We start from the raw sequence: 14,629 nt of genomic DNA on the forward strand, positions 1-14,629 counted from the left end.
AGTTTGCGGATCTCGTAAAGCTCTTTCTCCTTGCAGTTCGCGATATCGACACCCTCGATGAAGACATGGCCCTCATTGGGCTTCAGCAACCCGATCAACGTCTTCAAGAACACCGACTTACCCGTGCCCGACGGACCCAACATCACCGAGATCTCACCAGCCGGAAGCGTCAGCGACACGTCCTTCCAGATCAACGAACTACCGAACTTCTTGGTCAGCCCCTCAACTACCACTTCAACACCCACGGATGGCCCCTCCTTGCTTACCGCGGACTGCCCGCAACTGCTGGCAGAACTTGCTTGTCGTTGGTCGACGTGACCGCAGACACAGGAACTAACGACTTCCGTCAACCGAGGTTACGTGAATTTCCAAGATTGTGACTCGTGAGTAACAAGTCAGGACCTAGGACTCCCAAGCGCGTAACTTCGGGTGACACTGTGACGGCTGACACGCTACCCGAGATGGCACTCCTGTGCAGGACCAAGGTCCTGATTCTTCGCGGCGCGTCCGGATGGGTCGGTCTGGGCATGCAAAAGGGCGCCCCCTCCGAAGAGGGAGCGCCCTGGCGCTTGGAGCTAGGAAATCACTTGACGGTGACGCTGGCGCCGGCGGCCTCGAGGGCCTCCTTCGCCTTGTCAGCGGCTTCCTTGGTGGCCTTCTCGAGGACGGGCTTCGGAGCACCCTCGACGAGGTCCTTGGCCTCCTTGAGTCCGAGACCGGTGATGGTACGAACTTCCTTGATGACCTGGATCTTCTTCTCGCCGGCACCCTCGAGGATGACGTCGAACTCGTCCTGGTCAGCAGCGGCGTCCGCGCCACCGGCAGCAGCCGGGGCGGCAGCAGCAACGGCAACCGGAGCAGCGGCGGTCACGTCGAACGTGTCCTCGAACTCCTTGACGAACTCGGAGAGCTCGATGAGGGTCATTTCCTTGAATGCGTCCAGCAGATCGCTAGAGCTGAGCTTCGCCATGGTGGCGTCCTTCCGTTGTGAGACCCCGAGGGGGTCCCGATTGAATTAATCGGGCTTTCAGCCCTCGGAGCCGGCGTCGGCGGATGCCTCGACCGGAACTTCTTCTGCAACCGGCTCGGCCGCGGGGGCCTCGTCGGCAGCTTCGGCGACAGGCTCGGGGCCTGCAGCCAGGATCGACGGGTCGGCTGCGGCCTTCGCCTGCAGGGCACCCAGAACTCGGGCAGCCTGCGACAGCGGGGCGTTGAACAGCGACGCGGCGTTCGAGAGGCTGGCCTTCATGCCACCTGCGAGCTTTGCGAGGAGGACCTCACGCGACTCGAGGTCGGCCAGCTTCGTGATCTCTTCAGCAGTGAGGATCTTCCCGTCAAGGAAGCCTCCCTTGATGACGAGTGGTGAGTTCGCCTTCGCGAAGTCGCGCAGACTCTTGGCAGCCAGCACCGGATCGCCCTTGATGAAGGCGATTGCGGTCGGACCGGTGAGGAGATCGGTATCGAGCTCCACGCCTGCGTCCTTGGCGGCGATCTTGGTCAGCGTGTTCTTGGCGACGGCATAGTTCACGTCCTCACCGAGCGAGCGGCGCAAATCCTGCAGCTGCTTCACGGTGAGACCGCGGTACTCGGTGAGAACTGCGCCGTTCGACTCACGGAAACTATCCGCAAGCTCGGCAACGGCAGCAATCTTTTCCGCGTTTACCATGGATCTCCTTCCAGCCCAATACCAAATGGCACGGTGGTCATACCTAGACTTTCGACCCCCGTGCGTTACAGGGCCCGACACGAAAAAACGTCCCGGGCGCAAGGCCACGGGACGCTGAGTTGCTGCATCTGAATCGTGAACCTGCGCGGGCCGCCCCTTCGGGCGCTTCGGGCAACTCCGGGGAGCTGCTGCCAGCGGTCTTCGGCTTGTCCAGACTAGTGCACGATGGCGGGCTGACCAAATCCGCGAGGCCCGAGCGCGCTCAGTTGGGGTCCGGTCGAGCGGGTTGAGGTGCCGACGAGCGCAGCAACGAGCCGGGTTTCGAGGCTATGGCCGGGTTTCGAGGCTACGGCCGCGAGCGGCCTACGCACCTCAACCACCGAAGCGGCCTACGCACCTCAACCGCCGATTCTCGGGGAAGATCAGGCCCCGCCGGCGGCCTTGTCGGAGATCTCGCTCGCGGGCGGAGCCTTGATGTCCACCGGCTCACCCCACTTGCTGTAGTCGAGCGCGAACGACATCGCGACGACCTTGGCCGTGATCCTGCGCGGCAGGTCATCGGGGCCGAGGAACATCGTGTAGGTCAAAGTCGCCGGCACCTTGGTGCCGGACTTCTTGGCGGCAGCCGCCATTCCGTCGATCTTGGAGGTGTCGAGGACGATCTCGTACGGCAGTGCCTTGACCCCGTCGATTGTCTTGGCCCGGCCCGTCTGCTTGAACGACGTCAGGGCCGCATCGAACTGCTCGAGCTGCGCGGTCGGGTTGACCTGGTCGATCAACTCGCTGAGCTGATCGGCTGCGGCATCACCTGAACCGTCAAGCGCGAGCTTCATGAACTTGTCTCCGGTCATCTCGCCGAAGTTCATGTAGATTGCGCCGTTCACGAGGCGCAGGTCCAATGTGCCGAGACCTGAGGACTTGCCGTCGATCCGCAGCGCGACAGCCGAGTCCTTGACGCTCTCGCCGGCCTTGAACTGGCCGGTTGCAAGATTCTTCTGGCCCCCGGCGTCGATCTCCATCCGGACCTGACTGGTCCCGGCCTTGATCTGCGCCGCAGTGAGTCGCTCGACGAAATTGTCCTTCGTCAGCTCTCCGGACATGGACGCCGTCTTCGAGGCCGGCTTCTCAGGGGCCGCGTCCTTGTCTGGGTTGTCACTGCCGCCGCACGCCGTCAGGGCGAACGTCATTGCGACGGCGGTGGCGATGCTGGCGATTCTCGTTCGGCGTACGGACATAGCAGAAGGCTAAGGGTGCCCGGGGTCACAAAACACAAGTTTGGTAACCCTCGTTGACAATGTGGGATGACCAACCCACGTGACATGCGAAACGGCCCGGTGCCGATGTCTCGCGACATCGGCACACCAGGACCGTTGGTCGTGGAAACCGTGATCTTCTTGACGTAGCGACCCTTCGAGCTGGCCGGCTTGATACGCAGAACCTCGTCGAGCGCGGCACCGTAGTTCTCGGCGAGCTGCTCGGCGGTGAACGATGCCTTGCCGATGACGAAGTGCAAGTTGGCGTGGCGATCGACGCGGAACTCGATCTTGCCGCCCTTGATGTCGCCGACGGCCTTGGCGACGTCGGGGGTGACGGTACCGGTCTTCGGGTTGGGCATCAGGTTGCGGGGGCCGAGCACGCGACCCAGGCGACCGACCTTGCCCATCATGTCGGGCGTCGCGACGACGGCGTCGAAGTCGAGCCAACCGCCGTTGACCTTGTCGACCAGCTCATCGGCACCGACGAAGTCGGCGCCGGCCTCACGAGCCGCATCGGCGTTGGCGCCGGTGGCGAAGACCAGGACCCGTGCGGTCTTGCCCGTGCCGTGAGGGAGGTTGACGGTGCCGCGCACCATCTGGTCGGCCTTGCGGGGATCGACACCGAGGCGGACGGAGACGTCCACCGTCGAGTCGTACTTCTTGCTACCCGACTCTTTGGCAAGCGTCGTGGCCTGCAACGGAGTGTGGAGCTTGTCTTTTTCGATCTTTTCGGCGACCGCGCGGTACGCCTTGCTGTGCTGTGCCATCTCTGGTCTTCTTTCGTATCTTGGTGAACCAGTCGTGGTCGGTACGGGCCCAGCTGGCCCTGCCACTAGTGGTACGGGAGGAAAAACTTCAGTCTGTCGTGACGCCCATCGAGCGCGCAGTGCCCTCGACGATCTTCATGGCAGCGTCGATGTCAGTCGCATTGAGGTCAGGCATCTTGGTCGTGGCGATCTCGCGGATCTGATCCTTGGTGATCTTGCCGACCTTGTCCGTGTGCGGGACGGCCGAACCCTTCTGCAGGCCGGCGGCCTTCTTGATCAGCTCAGCCGCGGGCGGCGTCTTGGTGATGAAGCTGAAGGTGCGATCTTCGTAGATCGTGATCTCGACCGGGACGACGTTTCCACGCATGGCCTCTGTTGCAGCGTTGTACGCCTTGCAGAATTCCATGATGTTGACGCCGTGGGGGCCCAGCGCGGTACCGACTGGCGGTGCCGGGTTGGCCTGACCGGCCTGCAGCTGCACCTTGACGATGGCTGCGACTTTCTTCTTGGGAGGCATTTCTCGGGTCCTTTTGATGGTTGTTCTTAGTGTTGCCGGAGCTCAGTGGTTTCGAGACGCCGTTGGTTCCCCACGGCTCCTCAACCTGCGATCGCTACGCGATCACACCTTCTGGATCTGGGTGAAGCTGAGCTCGACCGGCGTTTCGCGACCGAAGATCTCCACGAGGGCCTTGACCCTTTGTGCGTCGATGTTGATCTCGGTGATGGTCGCATGCAGCGTGGCGAACGGTCCGTCGACGACCATGACGGAGTCTCCGACCTCGAAGTCGGAGAACTCGACCTTGGCGGCCTTCGTCTGCTGCTTGTCGGGGGCATCCGCCGCAGTTGCGACTTCGGCCTCCACTGCCGGGGCGAGCATGCTCTCGACCTCGGCAAGACTGAGGGGGACGGGCTGGTGGGCATTGCCCACGAATCCCGTAACGGACGGCGTGTGGCGGACGACGCCCCACGACTCGTCGGTGAGGTCCATGCGGACCAGGACGTAGCCGGGCAGCACCGTGCGCTTGACGAGCTTGCGCTGGCCGTTCTTGATCTCGGCGACCTCTTCGGTCGGGACGACAACCTCGAAGATGTAGTCCTCGGCGTTGAGCGAGGTGACCCGGTTCTCCAGGTTCGACTTCACCCGCTTCTCCATACCGGAGTAGGTGTGGACGACGTACCAATCGCCGATCTGGCTGTACAGCCGATCCTTGAATTCCTGCATCACGTCGACGACGGGCTCTTCGCCGTCTTCGGCTTCGCCGGTCTCGGCAGCTTCGCCGTCTTCGGCTTCGCCGGTCTCGTCGTCGGAAGCCGCTTCGTCCTCGAGGACCTCGACCTCATCGGTCTCCGGAGCTTCCGGGGGCGCCGATTCGTCCTCGACGACCTCGTCGGTCTCCGCGGGAATCTGCGGGTCGATACCTTGAGTCACTGTGATCCTTTTGCCATACAGAATTTATGGGCGAGTGCTAAGCGAAGATGGCGAATGCTGCGCGACCGAACCCGTAGTCGAGTCCGGCGACGATCGCCATCATGACGAGCACGAACACGAGAACAACCCAGAAATAGTTGATGACCTGGGGTCGGGTCGGCCAAACCACCTTGCGGAGTTCGGCAATTACCTGACGGTAGAACGTGACTAGCGACGTGCGCTTGCCGGACGTGCCAGCCAACTCGTGACGATCGCTCACGATGCTCCTTAGTTCTTCGTGGTCATGTCTTGCAGGGCACGAGGGACTTGAACCCCCAACCTTCGGTTTTGGAGACCGATGCTCTGCCAGTTGAGCTAGTGCCCTTTGATCAAAATCGCTCAGGATGCGAAAAGCCCGTGAGGGCATGACGATTCAGAGTGAATTTTCACCGGTGGGTCCAGTGTACGTGCTCGACGGTGTCGCCGTCGAACCGAGTCCGTCGACACGGCTTCGCCACGAGCGGCCATGATGGTTGCATGAGGGCAGTCACGGCACTACCGAAGGCACACCTGCACCTGCACTTCACCGGTTCGATGCGCCACGGCACGCTGCTGGAGCTCGCCGAACGCGACGGTATCGGGCTGCCACCGTCTCTGACCGACGAGTGGCCACCGCAGCTCAGCCTCGAGGACGAGAAGGGCTGGTTCCGCTTCCAGCGACTGTACGACGTGGCGCGTTCGGTGCTCCGGACCGAGGACGATGTACGTCGCCTGGTGCTCGAAGCCGCTTTGGACGATGCGGCCGACGGCTCTGTGTGGACCGAGATCCAGGTCGACCCGTCGGGTTTCGGCGCCCGCTTCGGCGGTATCACCGCGTTCACGGATCTGGTCATCGACGCGGTCCGCGATGCAGCCGACCGGGCCGGCATCGGCATGGGCCTGGTGATCGCGGCCAACCGGACCAGGCATCCCCTCGACGCGCGGACGCTCGCACGGCTGGCGGCGCAGTACGCCGGTCGTGGGGTCATCGGCTTCGGACTGTCGAATGACGAGCGCCGCGGCGACACCGCCGACTTCGGTCCCGCATTTGCGATCGCGAAGCGGGCCGGGCTGGCGCTGGTGCCGCACGGCGGCGAGCTGCGCGGCCCGTCCCACGTCATGCAATGCCTCGACCATCTGCATCCCGACCGGCTCGGGCACGGCGTCCGAGCCAGCGAAAGTGAAGCGGTACTCGGACGGCTCGCCGAATCAGGCGTCGCCTTGGAAGTGTGTCCCACCTCCAATGTCTCGCTCGGGGTCTACAGCACGCTCGAAGAGGTTCCGATCCGGGTGCTGACCCAGGCCGGGATCGACGTCGCGCTGGGATCGGACGATCCGCTGCTATTCGGCTCGCGCCTGGCCGGTCAGTACGCCGTCCTACGCGCCGCCCAGGACTTCAGCGACACCGAGCTCGCCGACCTGGCTCGGATGTCGATCCGGCGCTCGTACGCGCCGTCGGATCGCGTCGCGGCCGGCCTGGCGGCGATCGACACCTGGTTGAGCGTCCCGTGATCCTCCACCCGCCGCCCCGCCCACATGCGCCCGGCGCCACCGTGTCTTTGGTGCTCGGGCTCTTCAGCGTCATCGGCATCTTCGCCGTGCTGCCGGTCGTTCTCGGGCCCCTTGCCTGGTATCACGGGGTCAACGCGCAACGCGAGATCGAGCGCGAACCGGCGCGCTGGAGCGGGGCCGGGGAGGCTCGTGCCGGGGTCATCCTCGGAGTCATCGGCACATGCCTGCTCGCCCTGGTCCTGCTCGTCATGACCGTACTCGTCGCCGGGGCGATCTTCGCCCACCACTACGACGCGGGCTACGGGACGTGAACCCATGAGCGGCACCTGTGGAAAGCTGTCGCCATGACCGAAGAGGAACCGAGGCCGCCGCACGACCCGTACGCAGGCACCCAGCACCAGCCCAACTGGGGCAGCGCCTATCCGCCTCCAGGTCAACAGCCCGGATATCCCCCGCAAGGCGGCTACTACCCGCCGCCCGGATATGCCTACCCGCAGTACTTTCAGGCCCCCAAGCACGGCTCCGCGACGACCGCACTGGTCCTCGGGCTGGTCGGCACCGCCGGAGCCGCGATGTGCTGGCTGCCGATCTTCGCCGCACCGTTCGCCTGGTTCACCGGCGCCAAGGCGATACGCGAGATCGACGCCAGCAGCGGAGCCCTGAGCGGCCGCAGCGAGGCGAAGGCAGGCATGATCCTCGGCATCATCGGCACGGTCATACTCACGATCATCATCGCGTTCGTGATCTTGATCATCATCCTCGGGATAACGATCGACGGCTTCTGGGACGACGACTACGACTACGACTCGTACGATTCGACATTCCTGCGCGGAGCGTTCAGCAGCCTGTTGCGCTGACCGCCCTCAGAGAACGCAGCCGACCAGCACCGGCTCGTTGACGAGCGTGATGCGATAGGCCCGCTGGACCCCGTCGCGGATCTCGCGGGCCAGTTCCAACAGTTGGGCCGTCGTACCGCTGCCGCGATTGGTCAACGCCAGGGTGTGCTTGGTCGACAACGAGACGGCCGCGTTGCCGTATCCCTTGGCGAATCCGGCGTGGTCGATGAGCCAGGCCGCGCTCGTCTTGACCGTGCCGTCGGGCTGCTCGAACCGCGGCGCGTCGGGCGGCAGCGCCGCGGCCTGCTCGGTCGTCAGCAACGGATTGGTGAAGAAGGACCCCGCGCTCCATGTGTCGTGATCCGCTTCGTCGAGCACCATGCCCTTGCCACCTCGCAGCGCCAGGACAGCGTCCCTGACGGCGGCAGACGGCGCCCGTGCGCCCACGTCGACTCCGAGGACCCTGGCCAGCTCCGCGTACGCGACAGGGGCGCTCAGATCGCCGAGAGCGAGCTGGAAGGTGACGGACAAGACGACGTGGCGTGAAGGCTCGGCCTTGAACCGGCTGTGCCGATAGCCGAAACCACAGTCACTCGCGGCGTAGGTGCGGATCGTCTGATCACGACGGTCGTAGGTACGTACCGACGCGATCGTCTGCGAGACCTCCTGGCCGTACGCTCCGACATTCTGGATCGGGGTGGCACCGGTGGAGCCGGGGATGCCCGACAGCGCCTCGATACCGACCCACTGCTCCTCGACCGCACGGGCGACGAACGCATCCCAGGGCTCACCGGCCGCCACCGTGACCATGGCCCCGCTGCACGCGTCGGAATCGATCGTGACACCGCGGGTCAGCACCCGGATGACAGACGCGTCGACGTCACCGTCGGTCACGACCAGATTGCTGCCACCGGCCACGAGCAGAACCTCATCGCCGGCTTCGTCGGCGACCCGCACCGCCTCGATCAGCTGCTGCTCGGTCGTGGCGTCGATGACGACACGTGCCGTTCCGCCGAGTCGCAGGGTCGTGAGTTCAGCCAGGTCCATGGCCGCGACGCTAGCAGCGACTTCGCAGGAGGAACGACGAAGGCTCCCACCTGCCGGAGCAGCGGGAGCCGTCGTACCGAGAACTGGGGTCAGCGCGTCTCGCGGTGCGTCTGGTGCGTCTTGCAACGCGGGCAGAACTTCTTGAGGTCGAGACGATCGGGATCGTTACGACGGTTCTTCTTGGTGATGTAGTTGCGTTCCTTGCACTCGGTGCAGGCCAAAGTGATCTTGGGGCGAACGTCTGAGCTCTTGCTGGCCACGAGGGTGCCTCTTCTTGATCGGTGGTGCTGGGGTCTTACCGTGTCATCGTGCGGTAGCTGGGGCGGGACTCGAACCCGCGACAACACGATTATGAGTCGTGTGCTCTAACCACCTGAGCTACCCAGCCGCAAGGGATCCGAGTGACCTCGGATCCCAGAGCCCCTTTACGGAATCGAACCGTAGACCTTTTCCTTACCATGGAAACGCTCTGCCGACTGAGCTAAAGGGGCAAGCCGACAAGCAAAGATACCGGGTGCGGTGGCGCTTTGTGAAATCGGGGTCCGGCTGCGCCCCGAACCGCTCAAATCGCAGCGGCCGCGAGGCGCGACGGCCAGGTGGGGCCTTCGTAGATCAAACCCGTGTAGCCCTGCACGAGGTCGGCTCCGGCGGCCAATCTGGCCCGGACGTCGTCGGGGGTCGTGACACCGCCGACCGCGATGATCGCGAGCCGGTCCCCCACGCGCGCCCGCAGCCTCACCAGGACCTCCGTGGCCCGTTCAGCGAGGATCGGTCCCGACAGCCCCCCCGCGCCGGCAGCGTCGATCGTGGCGCGGTCGGTGAGCAGCGAATCCGGACGGGCGATCGTGGTGTTGGTCGCGCTGATCCCGTCGAGACCCAGCTCGCACGCGAGATCCGCCACGGCGTCGACATCGGCGTCGGCGAGATCGGGAGCGATCTTGACCAACAGCGGCACTCGCCCGGACGGATTGCGGTCGGCGACCTCTTTGACCGCCGCCAGGAGCGGCCGCAGTTCGTCGACCGCCTGCAGGTCACGCAATCCGGGCGTGTTGGGCGAAGAGACGTTGACCACGAGATAGCTCGCGTACGGGGCAAGGAGGCGCGCGCTCTCGACATAGTCGGCCACAGCGTCTTGGGGGTCGACGACCTTGGTCTTGCCGATATTGACGCCGATCACCGCGGAGCGGCCCGCCTTCGTACGGCGCAGCCGATGCAACCGGGACGCGACCTCGGCCGCGCCGTCGTTGTTGAAGCCCATCCGGTTGATGATCGCGCGGTCCTCGACCAGACGGAACAGTCGCTTCTTGGGATTTCCAGCCTGCGGACGGGCCGTGACGGTGCCGATCTCCACGTGGCCGAAACCGAGGGCGAGCAGCCCCGGCACACCGCAGGCGTTCTTGTCGAAGCCCGCCGCCAGACCGAAGGAGTTCGGGAACTCGATCCCCATGACGGTGCGCGGAGCACGGGTCTGCTTGAAGATCACCCGGCTGGCGAAACGACCGGCGCGAATCGCGACAAAGCCGCGTTCGTGGGCCTTTTCGGGATCCATGGAAGTGAAAACGGCGTCGAAGAAGGCGCGATAGACCACGCTCCAGCCTATCCCGGTTCAGACGGCATGGACGTCGCGGGAGGACCCGCGACGTTCAGCCGCTCTCAGGATGTTCCTGACCGCCGGTCACATCGGCGGATCGATGAGATCGCGGCCCACGACCTGCTTGCCTGAGTAGAAGTCCAGGACGTCGACGTCTCCGTGGCCGCCCAGGCCGCTGTCCCCGAAGAAGCTCTGTGCCGACTCCTCCGACATGTCGAGCAGGCTCGTGCCGTTGATCTTGACCTCTCCCGCCTCGAGTCGTCCGCCCACGTCGATCGCATGCTCCACGTCCTGGCCGAAGACGTACCCCGCCAGACCGTGCGGTCCGGTGTTGGCCCGCGAGATCGCCGACTCCAGGGCGGAGTACGGCTCGAGGGCGATCATGGGGCCGAAGACCTCACCCGGCAGCTCCACCGACGACCCCGAGACCACGGTAGGCGCGAAGAACCAGCCCTCGTGCGGTGTCACAGCGTCGAAGTCCGCTCGCGCGCCTCCCGCGACGATTGCTTCGCGCTGAGCTCGCAGATCGTGCTGACGCTGCTGAAATGCCATGGGCCCCACCTCGGTGTCGTCTTCGAAGCTGGAGCCCACCCGCGTTCGTCCCAGACGGGCGGAGAGCTCATGCCGGAGCTCGGAGTAGAGCGACTCGTGCACGAAGACCCGACGCGGCGCCTCGCACCACTGACCGTTCAGCTTGGTCATACCGGCCGCGAGATCCTCCACAGTCTGGTGGACGTCGGCGTCTCCGAGGACCACTGCGGGATTGTTGGATCCGAGCTCCAGCCGCAGGCGCGTCAGATTCGGGGCGCTGGCCTGCGCGATGAGTCGGCCCGTCGCGGTCGATCCGGTCATCGAGATCGCCTTGACCCGCGGATCGCTACAAAGCTGATGACCCACGTCGCCGCCGCCGAGGACGAGGGAGAACACTCCCGGCGGCAGGCCCGCCTCCGCGACTGCCGCCGCGATGAGCTGCGCACTCCATGGCGACGCCGGCGAGGGCTTGAGGATCACCGGCGCTCCGGAGATCAGCGCGTACGCCATCTTCTTGACCGCCACGGCCGCCGGCGCGTTCCACGGGGCGATGAGCGCCGTAGGCCCCCAAGCGATCCGCCGGAGCCTGACCGGACCCTGCGAGGCCTTGAGCGCAGTGGACTCTCCGCGCTCCTGCGCGATCTGCACGGCTGAGCGGATCGTGCCGCCGAGGCTCGACGCGAACAGCCTCGCCTCCCGCATCGTCACGCCGCTGTTGACCGAGTCCAGCTCGGCGATCGCACCCTGCTGCTCGTCCACCAGGTCAGCGAGCCGCAGCAGGCCGACCGCACGTCCGTCGAGCCCGAGGTCCTGCCATGCCCGCGACTCGTGGGCCGCCCACGCCGCCGCGAGCGCACGATCGGTTTGCTCGGGCGAGGAAGCACGGTTCGACTGGAGTCGTTCGCCGGTGTTGGGATCGTGGAGGAAGCCGTCGAGCTCGACGCCAGACGGCTCGGCCACATCGCCGATCCAGGTCGCGAGGTCCGGAATGTCGGTGTTCATGTCAGATCCTGTCGAAGTATCGGTCGAGGTCCCAGCTGTTGACGGCGCCCAGGAACGAGCGCCATTCGTGCTCGAGCAGGATCCGGAAGTGGTCGACGACCTCGTCGCCCAGCTCCTGCCGCGCGAACGACGAACCTGCGAGTGCCTTCGCGGCATCTCCCAGGTGCAGCGGCACCTGTTCGTCGATCGTCGAGTCATATCCATTGCCATCGGTCATGGCAGGGGGCTTGATGCCCAGTTCGATGCCCTGACGCGCGGAGGCCAGCAGCGCAGCGAGCGTGAGGTACGGATTGGTGTCGGCGCCGGGCAGCCGGAACTCGAACCTGATGTCCTCCGGCTTGCGGCCGACAACACGGACCGACGTCGTGCGGTTGTCGAGCCCCCAGGTGCGACCCCAGCCCGCGACGTCAGCGCTGTTGGCCCGGCGGTAGGAGTTGACGGTCGGTGCGTACCACGCCATGAACCCCGGGACCTCCTGCAGCACACCGCCGATCGCGTGCAGCATCCGCTCACCCAGGTGCGCGTCGGCTGCGTCGTCCCAGAACGCTGAGGCACCGTTCTCGTCGATGACCGAGAAGTGCACGTGGCACGACGAACCGGGCTGACCGCCGTTGAGCGGCTTGGCCATGAACGTCGCGCTCATTCCCGCGGCTGCGGCAGAGTCACGGACCGCCAGCTTGTAGATCGCATGGCGGTCCGCCATCTCCAGCGGATCGCCGTAGCGGAACGTCATCTCCCACTGACCGGTCCCCCACTCGGACTGGGCGGCCTCCATCTCGATCCCGGAAGCCGTCAGATCCGACCGGAGCTTGCGAAAGAAGGGCTCGTACGTGTTGCCCTCGTGGATCATGAAGTCGGCCGGCACGATCGTCGTCGGCTCGAGATCCCGGAACCCCGACTTGCGCAGCTCGCGGGGCTCGTTGCGGAACAGGTAGAACTCCAGCTCGGTGCCCACTTTCGCCCGCAGGCCCAGTCCGGCGAACCGCTCGATCTGCGTGCGAAGGATGACGCGCGGCGAGAGCGGCAGGAACTCCTGCTTCCTCGGGTCCCACGGATCAGCCATGCAGATCGCGATGCCGTCGAGCCAGGCGGCCGGCCGCAACGTCGTCAGGTCAGGCTTGAACGTGACATCCGGGACGCCGTTGTGCATCCCGCACAGCGGGAACACATTGGCGTCCACGAGCCCGAGGTCCTGGGTCAGGTCCCACGCGTAGACACACGTGCAGACCTCGACCCCGTCGGCGATGATCCGGTCGAACGACTCAGCCGGAACCCTCCGACCGACCAGGCGACCCTGCAGATCGGGCGAGGCCACGACGACGGTGTGGAAGCCGAGATCGACCAGGTTGGCCGGATCCAGCACGTACTCGCTCATCGCGTCAGCCATCCACCGTCGACGGGCAGTTGGATCCCGTCGATGAACGAGGCCTCGTCGGACAGCAGGAACGAGACGGCTGCCGCGATGTCGGCAGGAAGACCGACCCGGGGCACGAGCAGACGCTGCTTCATGAAGTCGAGTCCAGCCTCGGACGTGACCATCTCGAGGTCGAAGAAGTCCGTGGCGATCGGGCCCGGTGCCACGCAATTGACCCTGATGTTGTCCTGCGCGAGCTCGATGGCCAGCGCCTTGGTGAGCATCGGCACACCGCCTTTGCTCGCGTTGTAGTGCGGCTGGGTCGTCGAGCCGGACGTCACGACGGCGATCGCCTCGACGGTCGACAGGTTCACGATGGCCCCGCCGCCCGACGCGGCGATGAGCGGTGCGGCGATCTGCGCGACGAGGAACTGCCCCTTCAGATTGACGTCGAGGACCAGGTCCCAGGCGTCGTCCGTCAGATCACGGAAGGAGTGAGGAGTCACGAGGCCGGCGTTGTTGACCAACAGGTGAAGCGCTCCCCACGCCCCTTCAGTGGCATCGACCGCAGCCGTGACGGCTTCCCTGTCGCGGACGTCGACTGCGGAGGCCAAGGCCGTCCCGCCCTCGTCGGCGATGGCGCTCACCGTGGACTGCGCCAGGGCCAGGTCGATGTCGGTGACCATGACCCGCGCCCCGTCGCGGGACAACCGAAGTGCGGTCTCGCGGCCGATGCCGGAGCCGGCCCCGGTGATGAAGGCGATCTTGTCGGCGTGAACTGCGGTCATGCTGCACTCTCCTGAAGGAAGTGGTCGGCGCTTGCGTCGACCAGCCAGTTGAAAATCGGATCTGTTGCGAAGCACTCGGGGTGCCATTGAACGCCCACGATGGGTCGGTCGACGACCTCGAAAGCCTCGACCACGCCGTCGGGAGCACGGCCTGTGACGACGACGTCACGACCGGGTCTGTCGACGGCCTGGTGGTGGAACGAGTTGACCTGCGACTCGGCACCGTAGATCCGGCCGACGGCCGACTGGGGCTCGAACGTCACAGTGTGGGTCCGATGAGCGCGCGGATAGGCGTACGAGCCGTGCGACTCCCCCACGCCCGTCGGGAGGTCGGCCACGAGCGTCCCGCCGAGAGCGACGTTGATGAGTTGCGCACCCCGACAGATGCCGAGCATCGGCGTTCCGGCTCGCAGCGCGCAGGCCACGACATCCAGCTCGAACTGGTCCCTCATGGGCTCCAGCCCGCCCGACCGTGGGTTGGGCACCTGCCCGTAGCGGCGCGGATCGACGTCGGCCCCGCCCACGAAGATCACGCCGTCGACCAGATCCACGACGTCCTGCGGCTCCATGTCGAGGGGAAGGTGCACGGGCACCCCTCCGGCCGCCACGACTGACGTCGCATACTCGCTCATGTACACGTCGAGCGGGGCGTCGTGAAAGCCCGCCGGAACGCCGATCACCTGCGCTGTCATCCGTCGTCCTGTCAGCCCGATGAGGGGCTTGCGGCGTGTTGCTCTCACGGTGCTCCTTTGTCGTGGCGCCAACGGTCAGCACGCCGTCAGCGGATCTTGGCATAGATGCTAGACCAATAGACCAGTCCTGAACACCCCTC

Annotated in this window: 17 protein-coding genes, 3 tRNA genes and 1 pseudogene; 3 read left to right on the top strand and 18 right to left on the bottom strand. The window is 65.4% G+C overall.

Annotation, left to right across the window (positions count from 1 at the left end; genetic code table 11):
* The 9 genes and pseudogenes from ACXJKC_RS05055 to ACXJKC_RS05095 form a co-directional block, all read right to left on the bottom strand.
* The coding region (locus ACXJKC_RS05055; protein WP_456695597.1) for an ATP-binding cassette domain-containing protein at positions 1-245 on the bottom strand (245 nt) is incomplete at its 3' end.
* 338 nt (positions 246-583) lie between these two features.
* The gene (rplL, locus tag ACXJKC_RS05060) at positions 584-970 is read right to left on the bottom strand and encodes a 50S ribosomal protein L7/L12 (RefSeq protein WP_456695598.1); all 387 of its coding nucleotides are present in this window, start codon (positions 968-970) and stop codon (positions 584-586) included.
* 57 nt (positions 971-1,027) lie between these two features.
* Entirely contained in the window at positions 1,028-1,666 is a 639-nt protein-coding gene (gene rplJ / locus ACXJKC_RS05065) for a 50S ribosomal protein L10 (protein WP_456695599.1), read from the bottom strand.
* Positions 1,667-2,088: 422 nt separating this feature from the next.
* Positions 2,089-2,901, bottom strand: a complete 813-nt coding sequence (locus ACXJKC_RS05070) for a hypothetical protein (RefSeq protein WP_456695600.1) — start codon at positions 2,899-2,901, stop codon at positions 2,089-2,091.
* Between the two features lie 122 nt (positions 2,902-3,023).
* Positions 3,024-3,689, bottom strand: a pseudogene (gene rplA, locus ACXJKC_RS05075) (50S ribosomal protein L1); the annotation flags it as partial.
* 88 nt (positions 3,690-3,777) lie between these two features.
* Positions 3,778-4,206, bottom strand: a complete 429-nt coding sequence (gene rplK, locus ACXJKC_RS05080) for a 50S ribosomal protein L11 (RefSeq protein WP_456695601.1) — start codon at positions 4,204-4,206, stop codon at positions 3,778-3,780.
* Between the two features lie 102 nt (positions 4,207-4,308).
* A complete protein-coding gene (nusG, locus tag ACXJKC_RS05085) occupies positions 4,309-5,118 on the bottom strand; it encodes a transcription termination/antitermination protein NusG (protein ID WP_456695602.1) in 810 nt (269 codons plus the stop codon).
* Positions 5,119-5,155: 37 nt separating this feature from the next.
* Positions 5,156-5,377, bottom strand: coding sequence for a preprotein translocase subunit SecE (gene secE, locus ACXJKC_RS05090; protein WP_456695603.1), 222 nt, complete (start codon positions 5,375-5,377; stop codon positions 5,156-5,158).
* 32 nt (positions 5,378-5,409) lie between these two features.
* Positions 5,410-5,482 (bottom strand) — tRNA-Trp (locus ACXJKC_RS05095).
* A 152-nt stretch (positions 5,483-5,634) separates the two neighbouring features.
* On the opposite strand from ACXJKC_RS05095, the gene ACXJKC_RS05100 reads away from it, so the two are divergent.
* The 3 genes from ACXJKC_RS05100 to ACXJKC_RS05110 are packed head-to-tail and all read left to right on the top strand — an operon-like array spanning position 5,635 to position 7,505.
* Entirely contained in the window at positions 5,635-6,648 is a 1,014-nt protein-coding gene (locus tag ACXJKC_RS05100) for an adenosine deaminase (RefSeq protein WP_456695604.1), read from the top strand.
* Entirely contained in the window at positions 6,645-6,959 is a 315-nt protein-coding gene (locus ACXJKC_RS05105) for a DUF4190 domain-containing protein (RefSeq protein WP_456695605.1), read from the top strand. Before ACXJKC_RS05100 ends, ACXJKC_RS05105 begins: the two co-directional genes overlap by 4 nt.
* 33 nt (positions 6,960-6,992) lie before the next feature.
* Positions 6,993-7,505: a DUF4190 domain-containing protein gene (locus tag ACXJKC_RS05110; protein WP_456695606.1), complete on the top strand. Its 513-nt coding sequence runs from the start codon at positions 6,993-6,995 to the stop codon at positions 7,503-7,505.
* Positions 7,506-7,511: 6 nt separating this feature from the next.
* On the opposite strand, the gene ACXJKC_RS05115 is transcribed toward ACXJKC_RS05110, so the two are convergent.
* From ACXJKC_RS05115 to ACXJKC_RS05155, 9 genes are all read right to left on the bottom strand, one after another.
* The gene (locus ACXJKC_RS05115; protein ID WP_456696142.1) at positions 7,512-8,624 is read right to left on the bottom strand and encodes a UDP-N-acetylmuramate dehydrogenase; all 1,113 of its coding nucleotides are present in this window, start codon (positions 8,622-8,624) and stop codon (positions 7,512-7,514) included.
* Entirely contained in the window at positions 8,621-8,791 is a 171-nt protein-coding gene (gene rpmG / locus ACXJKC_RS05120) for a 50S ribosomal protein L33 (protein WP_108579795.1), read from the bottom strand. Before rpmG ends, ACXJKC_RS05115 begins: the two co-directional genes overlap by 4 nt.
* A gap of 54 nt (positions 8,792-8,845) precedes the next feature.
* A tRNA-Met gene (locus tag ACXJKC_RS05125) sits at positions 8,846-8,919 on the bottom strand.
* 30 nt (positions 8,920-8,949) lie between these two features.
* Positions 8,950-9,022, bottom strand: a tRNA-Thr gene (locus tag ACXJKC_RS05130).
* Between the two features lie 71 nt (positions 9,023-9,093).
* Positions 9,094-10,080 carry a quinone-dependent dihydroorotate dehydrogenase gene (locus tag ACXJKC_RS05135; RefSeq protein WP_456695607.1) on the bottom strand — a complete coding sequence of 329 codons (987 nt, stop codon included), beginning with the start codon at positions 10,078-10,080 and terminating at the stop codon, positions 9,094-9,096.
* Between the two features lie 126 nt (positions 10,081-10,206).
* Positions 10,207-11,655 carry an aldehyde dehydrogenase family protein gene (locus ACXJKC_RS05140; RefSeq protein WP_456695608.1) on the bottom strand — a complete coding sequence of 483 codons (1,449 nt, stop codon included), beginning with the start codon at positions 11,653-11,655 and terminating at the stop codon, positions 10,207-10,209.
* A 1-nt stretch (position 11,656) separates the two neighbouring features.
* On the bottom strand, positions 11,657-13,030 hold the full coding sequence (locus ACXJKC_RS05145; RefSeq protein WP_456695609.1) for a glutamine synthetase family protein: 1,374 nt from the start codon (positions 13,028-13,030) through the stop codon (positions 11,657-11,659).
* The gene (locus tag ACXJKC_RS05150; RefSeq protein ID WP_456695610.1) at positions 13,027-13,797 is read right to left on the bottom strand and encodes an SDR family NAD(P)-dependent oxidoreductase; all 771 of its coding nucleotides are present in this window, start codon (positions 13,795-13,797) and stop codon (positions 13,027-13,029) included. Before ACXJKC_RS05150 ends, ACXJKC_RS05145 begins: the two co-directional genes overlap by 4 nt.
* Complete coding sequence (locus tag ACXJKC_RS05155; protein ID WP_456695611.1) at positions 13,794-14,537, bottom strand: gamma-glutamyl-gamma-aminobutyrate hydrolase family protein; 744 nt, start codon at positions 14,535-14,537, stop codon at positions 13,794-13,796. Before ACXJKC_RS05155 ends, ACXJKC_RS05150 begins: the two co-directional genes overlap by 4 nt.
* Positions 14,538-14,629 lie beyond the last annotated feature (92 nt).

The organism is Aeromicrobium sp. P5_D10, from assembly GCF_054049535.1.